Origin of the sequence: Syntrophomonas wolfei subsp. wolfei str. Goettingen G311 (assembly GCF_000014725.1) — a bacterium.
GTDB classification, from domain to species: domain Bacteria; phylum Bacillota; class Syntrophomonadia; order Syntrophomonadales; family Syntrophomonadaceae; genus Syntrophomonas; species Syntrophomonas wolfei.
In genome coordinates this window covers 1,394,987-1,406,759 of record NC_008346.1, presented here as the reverse complement: position 1 = coordinate 1,406,759, position 11,773 = coordinate 1,394,987, and the positions used below count along the sequence as shown (strand labels likewise).

General features: G+C 41.9%; 11 protein-coding genes, 1 tRNA gene and 1 other annotated feature. Of the genes, 9 read left to right on the top strand and 3 right to left on the bottom strand.

Annotated elements, in window-relative coordinates:
* Nucleotides 1–121: 121 nt before the first annotated feature.
* Complete coding sequence (gene fusA / locus SWOL_RS06240; RefSeq protein WP_011640626.1) at nt 122–2,143, top strand: elongation factor G; 2,022 nt, start codon at nt 122–124, stop codon at nt 2,141–2,143.
* Between the two features lie 243 nt (nt 2,144–2,386).
* On the opposite strand, the gene SWOL_RS06235 is transcribed toward fusA, so the two are convergent.
* Together SWOL_RS06235 and SWOL_RS06230 are read right to left on the bottom strand one after the other, a co-directional pair.
* Complete coding sequence (locus SWOL_RS06235) at nt 2,387–3,628, bottom strand: anti-sigma factor family protein (protein WP_011640625.1); 1,242 nt, start codon at nt 3,626–3,628, stop codon at nt 2,387–2,389.
* Nucleotides 3,629–4,234 (bottom strand): RNA polymerase sigma factor, encoded by a 606-nt coding sequence (locus SWOL_RS06230; protein ID WP_242649377.1) that lies wholly within the window; start codon nt 4,232–4,234, stop codon nt 3,629–3,631. It abuts the gene before it with no gap.
* Between the two features lie 531 nt (nt 4,235–4,765).
* On the opposite strand from SWOL_RS06230, the gene SWOL_RS06225 reads away from it, so the two are divergent.
* From SWOL_RS06225 to SWOL_RS06200, 7 genes are all read left to right on the top strand, one after another.
* Nucleotides 4,766–5,605 carry an Mrp/NBP35 family ATP-binding protein gene (locus SWOL_RS06225; protein WP_011640623.1) on the top strand — a complete coding sequence of 280 codons (840 nt, stop codon included), beginning with the start codon at nt 4,766–4,768 and terminating at the stop codon, nt 5,603–5,605.
* 103 nt (nt 5,606–5,708) lie between these two features.
* Entirely contained in the window at nt 5,709–6,470 is a 762-nt protein-coding gene (locus tag SWOL_RS06220; protein WP_041427436.1) for an exodeoxyribonuclease III, read from the top strand.
* Nucleotides 6,471–6,641: 171 nt separating this feature from the next.
* Nucleotides 6,642–6,788 (top strand): hypothetical protein, encoded by a 147-nt coding sequence (locus tag SWOL_RS14300; protein ID WP_155814155.1) that lies wholly within the window; start codon nt 6,642–6,644, stop codon nt 6,786–6,788.
* 403 nt (nt 6,789–7,191) lie between these two features.
* A complete protein-coding gene (locus tag SWOL_RS06215; RefSeq protein WP_011640621.1) occupies nt 7,192–7,869 on the top strand; it encodes a phosphoribosylaminoimidazolesuccinocarboxamide synthase in 678 nt (225 codons plus the stop codon).
* Between the two features lie 179 nt (nt 7,870–8,048).
* Nucleotides 8,049–8,125 (top strand) — tRNA-Lys (locus tag SWOL_RS06210).
* Between the two features lie 273 nt (nt 8,126–8,398).
* Entirely contained in the window at nt 8,399–8,701 is a 303-nt protein-coding gene (locus SWOL_RS06205) for a phasin family protein (RefSeq protein WP_011640620.1), read from the top strand.
* Between the two features lie 26 nt (nt 8,702–8,727).
* Nucleotides 8,728–10,398: an ABC1 kinase family protein gene (locus SWOL_RS06200; RefSeq protein WP_011640619.1), complete on the top strand. Its 1,671-nt coding sequence runs from the start codon at nt 8,728–8,730 to the stop codon at nt 10,396–10,398.
* A 16-nt stretch (nt 10,399–10,414) separates the two neighbouring features.
* On the opposite strand, the gene SWOL_RS06195 is transcribed toward SWOL_RS06200, so the two are convergent.
* Complete coding sequence (locus tag SWOL_RS06195; RefSeq protein WP_041427435.1) at nt 10,415–10,645, bottom strand: hypothetical protein; 231 nt, start codon at nt 10,643–10,645, stop codon at nt 10,415–10,417.
* A 353-nt stretch (nt 10,646–10,998) separates the two neighbouring features.
* Nucleotides 10,999–11,214 (top strand) — a binding site (T-box leader).
* Nucleotides 11,215–11,282: 68 nt separating this feature from the next.
* On the opposite strand from SWOL_RS06195, the gene SWOL_RS06190 reads away from it, so the two are divergent.
* Nucleotides 11,283–11,771 (top strand): Lrp/AsnC family transcriptional regulator, encoded by a 489-nt coding sequence (locus SWOL_RS06190; RefSeq protein WP_011640618.1) that lies wholly within the window; start codon nt 11,283–11,285, stop codon nt 11,769–11,771.
* Nucleotides 11,772–11,773: the final 2 nt, after the last annotated feature.

The window sequence follows — 11,773 nt, the reverse complement described above, 5'->3', positions numbered from 1 at the left end:
GGGTTAAGCCTATTATAATTAGAATTCGGGCACAAATTTAACTTGGGCCTGGAATAGATCTTGCGGCATTGAAATGCCGCTACTTTTATGATTTGCATTTGAAGGAGGATCATTTCCCAAGATGTTGAAGGAACTTAGAAACATAGGAATTATTGCCCATATTGATGCGGGAAAAACAACCACAACTGAAAGGATACTATATTACACTGGACTAACCCATAAAATGGGGGAAACCCATGATGGTGATAGTATTATGGACTTTTTACCCTGGGAAAAAGAACGGGGAATAACTGTGGCCTCAGCAGCTACCCGCTGCTTTTGGAAGGGTAATACTATTAATATTATCGATACTCCGGGTCATGTGGACTTTACGGCCGAAGTGGAAAGGAGTCTGCGTATACTTGATGGTGCGGTAGTAATATTCTGTGGAAAGGGAGGAGTAGAGCCCCAATCGGAAACGGTATGGAGACAGGCAGATAAGTACCAGATTCCTCGCATCGCATATGTAAATAAAATGGATGCAGTAGGGGCTGATTTTTTCCGAGTGATAGAGCAAATAAAACAGCGCCTGGGTTCTAATCCGCTGGTTATCAGCCTGCCGGTTTTTAAAGAAGAGTGCTTTAGCGGCATCATTGATTTAATAAAAATGAAATATTACACTTTTGCGGGAAAACTGGGTAATGATATTGCCGAAGAATCCATACCCTCTGAATACACAGAAACCGCGGAGGAATGGCGCTCAGTTTTGGTAGAAAAGCTGGCCGAGACTGACGAAACATTACTTGATCTATATTATAATAACGAAGAAATAGACGCTGGTTTGTTGTCTCGGGTAATTAGAACTAACACGGTATCCGGAAATATGGTTCCTGTATGCTGCGGTAGTTCCTATCGTAATATTGGGGTGCAGTTGCTCCTGGATTCTATAGTTGACTACCTGCCGTCACCACTTGATTTACCTGGAAGTAAAGCAGTTATAATGGAAACGACTGAGACAATTAATATAATGCCTGATTCACAGGATGCCTTTTCAGCTCTGGTCTTTAAGATTATAAACGACCGGCATGTTGGCAGGCTGGCTTTTGCTCGGATTTACTCCGGTAAATTGAAAGCCGGTACGGTAGTTTTTAATAGCAGTAAGAATAAACGGGAGCGGGTAGGGCGTTTGCTCAGAATACACGCTGAACACCGTGAGGAAATTAACGAAGTAGCAGCTGGAGATATCGTAGCTATCATAGGTCTAAAAGATATTGGAACCGGTGATACACTATGTTCTGAAAACTTTCCCCTTCTTTTGGAAACTATTGATTTTCCGCAGCCGGTAATTCAAATTGCTATAGAACCCAAAAATCAGGCGGGACTTGATAAAATATCCGAAGCCCTGAACCGGATTTCAGCCGAAGACCCGACTTTCAAGATTTCCTATAACAAGGAGACGGGGCAGGTATTACTCGCTGGAATGGGTGAATTACATCTAGAAATAGTAGCTGAGCGCCTTGCCCGGGAATTCAAGTTGGATTTTAATACTGGTCAACCGCAGGTAGCTTACCGGGAAACTATTGGAAAATCGGCAGAACAAGTTACCCGTTATGTAAAACAAACCGGGGGCAAAGGCCAATTTGCTCATGTTGTTTTAAGGCTGGAACCGGGTGAAGGCTTTGAGTTTATTAACCGGATAAGCCAGGGCAGCATACCACGGGAATATATTCCGGCGGTTGAATCTGGAATCAAACAAGCTCTGGAAGAAGGAGTGCTCAAGGGGTATCCCGTAGTTAATGTTAAGGCTACCCTTCTGGATGGTTCTTTCCACGAAGTTGATTCTTCTGAGATGGCTTTTAGAACAGCAGCCTTCCTGGCTACCAGGGAATGCCTCAAGAAAGCTCACCCCCGCATGCTGGAACCGGTAATGCGGCTGGAGATTGTATCCCCGGAGGAATATACCGGTAATATTATCAACAATATCACTAATCGAAGGGGCAAATTGGAATCGTTGGAGATGGAAAACCATACTCAGATTATAAGGGGTTGTGTACCTCTGGCTGAACTCTTTGGCTACTCCACCGTTCTACGCTCATTAACTCAGGGAAGGGCCGGTTTCTCCATGGAGTTTTCCCATTATGAGGAAAGGCATCTGGCCTCGTAAACTCTGATTTACTTTGCTTGTTAAAAAAGGTACGGCATACCTGTATTGAACAGATTCACCGTACCTTTTTTTTATATCAATTTTTCTTCAGATTAACCCACCCATGCCGAGGGGCCACAACCACCTATGAAAAGTGAGTTAATAGGTGCTGAAATAGTAAAATGTATTAGGAAATAAATTAAACCCCTCACCCCTCACTCTTCACTCTTCATATTAAGCTCAGGCTTAGGGCAAATAGGGGATTTATCGTTGTGCTTCCTTAGAAAGGGTGGGTTCTGTTGTCATTTTGCTCTCTTGCCAATCAATTACCGCGGCCACAGTGGCCAACTCTTCTGGCGCAAGGTACCCGCTAAAAGTTACTTGATACTCATGCTTATTAATGAGCAGGGTTTCTTTAATAGAATTAAGCATCTCCGTAGATGCCGGGGAAGCAGTGGTATCTGGTGAAGGATTAGCAGAATGCTGCTGAGCTTCACTATTCTTTTCTTTATTCATTTCATCTATAGAAAGCTCTACCGTATCCATTTTGCTGTAATTGGATAGGTTTTCCGAAAACATTTTGCTGCTTGTGGATGGAGGAGCAACTATAGCCTGGTTTTCTGGCTCTAAAGATAGAGAATCAGTATCGTTTTTTAACTGGGGCACTATTGTAATCTTAAGCTCAACTCCGTTATCTAACTTCTTATAAGAAAAAGAATACTCTTCTATACCCTGACTGGCCCCAATCAATTGATAAGATTCAGGCAAACCGGAGGGAAGTAACATCTTTGGTTCTTCATCGTAAACACTGGGTGACAATTTGCCCCGATTTACTTCCTGCAGATCTCTATTGTTATTATCCGCCAAGCGGGTTTGATTTGTGGTTGATTGAAGGGATAATTGCCGGTTTTGTTCGCTTGAAGTATCAAACTGGGACTGTGTCGTTTTTATTTTTTGTGCATTGTTATATTCTGGTGATTTAGCGACATCCTCTTTAAATTTACTCTCAACTACTGAGGTATTAGACTTGCTTTGAGCTGATAATATACTTTCTTTGGGTGTATCCTGCTTTAGAGTTATGGGGACAATTGGAGTGTTGGTGCCGGTCTTATCTGCCACATTTATCTTTCCTGATTCCAGTAAATAGCTAACACTCATAAAAACCAGTAAAAACACTGCAGCAATAGCCACTCTGGCTCGCATAATTCCCCATTTGGATTTCTTTTTTTCCAGGGTGGCCCCAGGCAATTCTTTACTATCATCATGAGGGGCGATCGATCCATAACGAGATTCAATTAACATCATCAGATCACCGGTAAAAGATTCTGAAAGCTGGGGGATATCGGTTGCTTCCTTAATAAGTTCATTTTCTAAAATTACCAAATCTAATTTATGGCGGCAGGAAAAACATTTTTGCAAGTGTTCCTCCACCGCCAGACGCTTTTTGGGGGTGAGGTTATTATCACAGTAGGAAAAGATTAACCTATCCAAACTCTGGCAATCCACCTATATTATCCCCCTTTCCTTGCGATTATTCAGTATCCTTTTTCTTAATGCCATACGGGCACGGTGTACTTTAACCTCAACATTATCCTTGCTAATTCCCAGTATATCAGCAATCTCCTGGTTGCTAAATTCCATTTGATAACGCAAGGCTATTACTGTTCGGTAACTTTCCGGCAATTGCATAATGGCAGTGCCTATTTCCTCTCGAAGTTCTTCTCTTTCTAACATTAAATGCGGATCAGCTGCATCGAAATGACTACGGTTATTAAATGCTATAGAAACAAAAGACTCATCAAAATTGAGACTAATTATGTTTTTCTTCTTGCGAAGAGCACTTATACTGGTGTTTACGGCAATACGGTGAAGCCAGGGCGAAAACTTTTTTTGACGATCAAATTGATAGAGCTTTTCAAAAAGGGTAAGAAAAACTTCCTGACTGATATCCTCAGCGTCTTGGTATTGTCCACTTATCCGGTAGACAATAGCAAATACTGACTTTTTGTAGCGGTTAACCAGCTCTTCAAATGCCGCAATATTCCCCAGCAGTGCTTGTTCTGCTAATAATTCATCACTTATCACCTGTTCCAGCTCCCCAGCTACCTTCACTAGTTATACGCAGATATATCAGGTAGCTTTCATTAATTGAATTGATTTGCCCCACAAAATAAAAATCTTCTCTTGATTAGTAAGAAAAGTGAGGAGTAAGGGGTAAGGTGTGAGGGGGTTAATTTATTTCCTACTACATCTTACTATTTAAGCGCCTACTAACTCACTTTTCATCGGTGGTTGTGGCCGCCGGCCATGGGGGGTTCCGCTGCAAAAAGTAATATTTATGCAACCCTATGCAACAAAAAGGAGTTTTTGCAGTAGAACCTCTCTTTCATTTACAAATCATTTTTAAAAATTTTCTAAAAGCTCATTAAAATAATACGCTCTATGCATAAAAAAGATTTGCGAGCAGCAAATCAAACTCCAGTCTAAATATTATCATATCGCCTTTGCTTTCCCAACCGCTTTGTTAGGGAGGATACGACAGAGATATATTTTTTGTGGGCATATGTGCAAAATATCTTGCTTGAAGGCGGTCTTTGAGGTATATAATAAGAGGAAACAAGAATGAGTGAAAGGAGCAAAATCATGTCTGAACAATGCAAAACCTGCCCCTCCAATGGCGGTTGTAACATAGACCCCGCTGATTGTGGAGTGGAAATCGAAAAATCACTTTTAGGGGCCTTAAATTCGATTCGCAATGTTATCGTCGTTATGAGCGGCAAGGGAGGAGTAGGAAAATCATCAGTAACGGCTCTCATTGCTTCCAGCCTGGCCAAAGAAGGTTATGCCGTTGGGATTTTGGATGCAGATATAACCGGTCCCAGCCAACCCAAAGCTTTTGGTATTCAAAAGCCCCAGATTACGGCAAGTGAATACGGCATGACTCCTCCTCTTACCAAGTTAGGCATAAAACTTATATCAATAAACTTCTTCCTTCCCAATGAAGATGATCCCGTTATCTGGCGCGGTCCCCTTTTAGCTGGTGCGGTAAATCAATTTTGGGGAGAAGTGGATTGGAGAGATTTGGATTACCTGGTAGTGGACTTGCCTCCAGGAACCGGCGATGTTCCCCTAACGGTAATTCAATCCTTACCGGTTAATGGCATAGTGATTGTCTCTTCACCACAAGACTTGGCCTTTATGGTAGTTAAGAAAACTATAAATATGGCGAAAAAGCTTAATGTGCCTATTCTGGGACTGATTGAAAATATGAGCTATGCCATTTGTCCCCACTGCGGGGAAAGGCTGGAGATATTTGGAACCAGCCAGGGCGCAAAAGTGGCCAATGATAGCGGATTAGACTTTCTAGGTTCCTTACCCTGGGATACTAGCCTCAATATAATGGTGGATGAAGGAAAGGTGGAAGAATATAAATCAAAGGAAATGAATGCTATTATTGACCAGATCCTTAAAAAGCTACCTTAATAAACCTGGTAGCAAACAGGGAACATTGCTTTCTCTGTCTAATTGAAATCCATAAATCTGGATTTAAAGACCGGTCGTTTTGTATTATGGGGAAGGTTAGGGTATGAAGATATATTCCTGGAATGTTAATGGTATCAGGGCAGTTCAGAAAATGGGCTTTATACAGTGGCTAAAGGAAGAACAACCGGATGTTCTCTGTCTGCAAGAGACCAAAGCCCATCCCGAACAATTGGAAGAATCTCTGGTAAACATAAAAGGTTATCAAAGTTGCTGGAATTCGGGGGAGAGAAGGGGTTATAGCGGGGTAGCCTGCTATTTTCAAAAAGAACCCCTGCAGGTGGAGAAAAACCTGGGGGTTGAAGAATTTGACCGCGAGGGCCGGGTATTAATCAGCTTCCATGAGAATCTGGTTCTATTAAATGTCTATTTCCCCAATGGGCAGATGGGAGAAGAACGGCTAGCATATAAACTGCGCTTTTACGAGTATTTGATAAACTTTTGCGAGGAACTAAAAAAACGTTATCCTCGCCTGGTAATCTGTGGTGACTTTAACACGGCTCACCGGGAAATTGACCTGAAAAACCCCAAAGCCAATGAAGGTCGTTCCGGCTTTTTGCCGATAGAAAGGGAAATGCTGGATAGGTTTTTATCCTATGGCTATGTGGATGCTTTCCGTTATCTCTATCCGGAAAAGGTTCAGTATTCCTGGTGGAGTTACCGTACCAGGGCCCGGGAACGGAATGCAGGTTGGAGGATTGATTGTTTTTATGTTAGCGAAAAGCTGCTTGATGATATTATAGACTGTGAGGTTTTGGATCATATACCGGGCTCCGACCATTGCCCCATAGCTCTGTATTTAAAGTAAAACTGGCTTTTCTGGATGATTTTTAATTAAGGGGTTAAATAATGCCTGCTTATTGTATATAATTAGATAGAAAACTACTAATTTCACGGTTATGAAGATGCAATACTATAGAGGATGACGTATAGCTGTAAATTGTTTCCCCATGTCAGGATTGATTGGAGGAATGATATTATGATAACTAAACTATTCATGGAACTAAAGAATCTCTTTGCTGATTTGGCTTCAACCTTAATTCTGGGCAAGAATAAAGATGCGGCCAACCTGGCCTTGATTTTATCGGAGAAGAGTAAAGCCCTGGCCGAAGAACTTGGAAAATAGAATAGGGTTGTGTTTTAAGCATCGGAAGAAACTGCGGAGCAGTTCAACACACCGCTGCAACGAGGTGGGGGAATAGAACCCGCCAACTGTTTTCTTAATAGGCGACCGCAGCTGCGGAACATATTTCACCTCGTTATATCATTCCGGCTTAATTAACAAGACAAAGGGGTGAATTAAAAACACTGTTCAGGCAGTGTTTTTTTGCTGTCTGGATTTGGGGCAGGACAGGGCAGGGGGATGTTTCGTTTGCCTTGCGGAGGCACGCCAATTGTATAATTTTTTAGCAGAAGAGCAAGTATACAATATTTTTCCCCAGGTTGCTTTGCATTGCTGGGAGATTACTCTACAATAGAGATGGAGATACTTGAAACAGTAGATATTGAATAGGGGGTTAGCCGGTATAATGAAGCTGTTATACGATGGTAAAACCAAGGCGGTTTACGAACTGGATCAGGATAAGTGTGTACTGGAGTTCAAAGATGATATCACCGGAGAAGATGGACGCATTGACCCGGGTTCAAACTATGTACTGGGTAAGCTGGAGGGTAAGGGGAAATCCTCTCTCAAGATGTCGCAGCATTTCTTTAAGCTTTTGCAAGAGCAAGGCGTTCCTTCCCACTATATCGACTCCGACCTGGCTAAGAATAATATGGTAGTTTGGAAAGCCCAAACTTTTGGTCAGGGTCTAGAGGTAGTATGCCGTTTTAAAGCCTATGGCAGCTTCCTACGGCGTTATGCCCGCTATGCCCAGGAGTTTCAACCCCTAAATGCACTGGTGGAAGTAACCCTGAAAGATGATGAACGCGGAGACCCTTTGATTAATGATGAAAGCTTGATACAGCTTGGACTGCTTACGGAAAGGGAATTGGAGATAATCAAGGCACTGGCCCGTAAAGTAGCGGTTATTGTCAAAAATGATCTGGCCTTAAAGGGCCTGGAACTGGTGGATATAAAATTCGAATTCGGCAGGATAGGGCAGGAGATAGTAGTTATAGATGACATTTCCGGTGACAACATGCGGGTATTTAAGAATGGAATCCAAGTACCTCCCCGGGAGCTCTCTGATCTAGTAGCGGAATAAGGTACCGGTCTCAAGATGCTGAAAAAAGGATAGTAGGGGAAATATATCCTATAAAAATGAATCCTGAAAAGAGCTATTTCTGAAAGAACGCTAAACATCATAGGGGATTAGCAAAAAAGCATAGTATCCCTTGATTTATTCTTGAACTGGAATTATAATATCAACTGTAGCAAATTTATGGGCCATTAGCTCAACCAGGCAGAGCAGCTGACTCTTAATCAGAAGGTTACAGGTTCGATTCCTGTATGGCCCACCATAAAAAAGCAAGTAACCGCGCGGTTTTGCGCGGTTTTTGATTTTTTAAAACTACCAGTCTTTCATTTAAGTGTTGTAATAATGTTGCAATTAGGAGAATTATTTGTTATTCCCCGGCAGGATTTCATCTAATTTGCTAGCTGTTTTATATCGCACTGTTCTACTATTGCCGCCTAAGTGGTGAATTATGTTGGTCTTTTATGCATAAAATAGAAGCGGGAAACATATTGTGATAAGATAAACAGAAAAAGCTAAGGGAGGAAGTGGATTGACTATGATGAAAAAAGCCTTATATTTTGGATTGGGAGCCTTGAGTATTACCCGGGATCATGCTGAGAAATTCTTTGCTGAAATGGTGGAAAAAGGTGAGATTAGCCGAGATGAGGCTAAAAATTTTGTGGATGAAGCTATAAAAAGAGGGGAAGAAGAGAAGGGCGAACTGCGCAAGACTATTCGTCAGGAATTCGAAGAAATGAAAAATACATTTTCCTATGTGAGCAAGTCAGATTTTGAGGCCTTGGAAAAGAGGATTCGTGATCTGGAAGAAAAAATAGGCACTGGAAATCAAGGGGAATAGAGAGTGTATTCTGGGAGGAGCTTTTGGTGAATTTCAGGACAGGCATTGGGTATCTGCAACATTTGCCCCGCTATAGAGAAATAGTCAATGTCTTGATTAAACATGGTTTTGGTTTTTTGTTTGATCGCTTTGATTGGCCAGCCTGGCTCCATTTAAAGAAAAGTTCAGAGCTCGGTCATGAGTTGCATTCACCTAGTGCTGCGCAGAGGTTGCGTTTTGCCCTGGAAGACCTGGGTCCTACCTTTATAAAACTGGGACAGTTATTAAGTACCAGGCCTGATCTCCTGCCTCCCGAATATATAAAGGAACTGGAGAAACTGCAGAATGATGTTCCCCCCTTTTCCTTGGAAGAAATCTATCATCTTTGCCAGGATGTAGGTATAGACCTGGAATCAGACTTTGTTTGGTTTAATCCAGAACCGCTGGCGGCAGCATCTATTGCCCAGGTTCATGAGGCGCTTTTACCCTCAGGTCAAAAATTGGTTTTGAAAATCAAACGACCAGGCATTGACAAGACTATTGAAGCAGATCTGGATATTTTACGCGAACTTTGCAAAGGGTTGGAAAAGCGCAACTATTGGGCTCGTTTTTACAGACTGAGCGATATAATGGAGGAACTGAGGCAAGCTATACACAATGAGTTGGATTTCCGGGTTGAAGCGAGAAATGCGGAACTCTTCTATCAGACTTTTAAAGATGATAAAAATGTTATTATCCCTCAGATCATATGGGACTATTCTTCAGATAAAATACTAGCTCTGGAATATGTTCCGGGAATTAAGATATCTGATTATATTACCCTGAAGCAGTCGGGGTTGGATACGGTTACCATCGCTCGCAACCTGGTTGATGCCCTGTTCAAGCAGATATTTGAACAGGGCTTATTGCATGCTGACCCTCACCCGGGGAATTTGGCCATAGCTAGCGGCGAAAGGATAATATTTTACGATTTTGGCCAGGTGGGGATTATTGATGAAAGGCTGCAGGGAAAATGCATCAAGCTCTTGATCAGTATGATGAGATATGATGTGGAAGGGGTCAGCCGAGCATTGCTGGCCATTGGGATTGGTGGGCAGTATGTTGATTTTGAAGATTTCAGGCGAGATGTATCCCGCCTGCAGCAGAAGTATTACGGCTTGCCTCTTTCCCAAATAAAGGTGGGGGAGGCTCTGTCCGAATTGATCGAGTTATCAATAAGGTACCAACTGCGTTTACCGCCGGAGCTCTCCTTGATGGTTAAAATGCTGATGACAGTGGAAAGCCTGGTGGCCCAGCTTGATCCCCAAATCAGTATTGTTAATATTGCTGAGCCTTATGGAAAAAAGTTGCTCTTGCGAAAATTCACCCCCGAACATCTGTGGAAGGAAACCCAAAGCTCTTTATTCGAATATCTAGTTCTGATCCGTTCTTTTCCCTTTCAAATTGCTAAAATACTAAAAATCTTGGAATCAGGGCAACTGAGCCTTAATATAGAATATCCCGAACTCAAACGGGCGATGGCTAAAGTTGATGTAATGTCCAACCGGATTTCACTCTCCATTATCCTGGCCAGTATTGTAATCGGAACTTCATTAGTGGCAGGAATGGAGCGAAGTAGTCTTATAAAACACATTCCTCTTGTGGAAATTGGATTTGCCACCGCTATTATTCTCGGCCTTTTCATGGCTTATTCCATATTAAAAAGCGGGCGCTACTGAATGGGAAGCAAACCGTTTAAATGGATGAGTTCATTTTTTTTAATAATCCGTCCAGAACAGTCTGATATTTTATCAAAGTTCGTCGTTGTTTATCAGAACTGAAGTGATGAGCCTCCAGGTCGTAGCGGGTAATTAAGAGAGCGTTAAAAACCCTTTCTTCAAAACTCATGTTACCCGGTTTAAAATAACTATTTAGTTTTTGAACAACATATTTTTCTTCTTCGCTTAACTTCATTGCTTTGGGCAAAGAAATTACCTCCTTTAGATTCCTATGTATTAATTAAAACCATTTTTTAAAACTGACCACGGGGAAGCTACCTTTGTACCTTTCGCCACATAATCAAAGTAATCAAAACCTAAAGCAATAATATGTTTTTTTGCGAAAAATAGTTCAGCAAAACTTTGTTTGTTAATGAAGTATTTTACACCTTGACTAATAGGGCAGGAAAGTGATAGCATATTCTATAAATTTATAACGAGGTAAAATAAGTCCGCCGCTAAGCGGTCGCCTATTTACAAAATAGGCGGTAGGTTCTAATCTCTTACCTCGTTGGAGCGATGTGTGGAAACTGCTTAAGCAGTTTCTTCCGATGCATAAAACAAAAAACGATGATCAGAAGAGTAATTGCCTTTAACTGATAGTAGAGAGCCGGGGTATGCTGAAAACCTGGTATCAGTTGGGTAATGAAAGCCACCTGAGAGTGCCGGTGAAATATCGTAAGCGATAGTAAGCCGGACGGAATCCATCCGTTATTGGAATAGAGCCGGGCCTTGGCCAATCAGGGTGGTACCGCGGGAGCAACTCTCGTCCCTTACAGGATGAGGGTTTTTTTATTTATTATTAGGCTTTTGCTAATTGCCTAAGTAAAGAAGGAGGAAAGTAGATGGAACTGGAAAGAAGGATTCTGCATTTGCTGGAAAATAACGCGCGTTTAAGCTGCAAGGCTATAGCTACCATGTTGGATGAGGATGAAGCGAGAATTAAAAGTATTATCGAACAAATGGAAAAACAGAAGATAATACTGGGTTACAACACCATCATTAACTGGGAATTGCTGGGTAATGATGGGGTTACTGCCATGATTGATGTTAAAGTAACTCCGGAAAGGGAAGTGGGCTTCAATAGTGTGGCAGAAAAAATCTACCGCTATCCGGAAGTTCGCTGTGTTTATCTCATGAGTGGTACCTATGACCTCTCCGTGGTAGTAAATGGGGAAAGTATGAAGGATATTGCCTGGTTTGTCTCCCATAAGCTCTCCACCCTGGATCATGTGCAAAGCACCGTAACCCACTTTATTCTTAAGCGTTATAAACAGGAAAACTTTATTTTTGAGGAACCGGAAGAAGACAGAAGATTGGTGGTGAGCCCGTGAAC

Excerpts from the sequence above, each read along its gene's own strand:
- fusA (WP_011640626.1), top strand. The coding sequence starts at position 122 with ATGTTGAAGGAACTTAGAAACATAGGAATTATTGCCCATATTGATGCG.
- SWOL_RS06225 (WP_011640623.1), top strand. The coding sequence starts at position 4,766 with ATGTCTGAACAATGCAAAACCTGCCCCTCCAATGGCGGTTGTAACATA.
- SWOL_RS06220 (WP_041427436.1), top strand. The coding sequence starts at position 5,709 with ATGAAGATATATTCCTGGAATGTTAATGGTATCAGGGCAGTTCAGAAA.
- SWOL_RS14300 (WP_155814155.1), top strand. The coding sequence starts at position 6,642 with ATGATAACTAAACTATTCATGGAACTAAAGAATCTCTTTGCTGATTTG.
- SWOL_RS06215 (WP_011640621.1), top strand. The coding sequence starts at position 7,192 with ATGAAGCTGTTATACGATGGTAAAACCAAGGCGGTTTACGAACTGGAT.
- SWOL_RS06205 (WP_011640620.1), top strand. The coding sequence starts at position 8,399 with ATGATGAAAAAAGCCTTATATTTTGGATTGGGAGCCTTGAGTATTACC.
- SWOL_RS06190 (WP_011640618.1), top strand. The coding sequence starts at position 11,283 with ATGGAACTGGAAAGAAGGATTCTGCATTTGCTGGAAAATAACGCGCGT.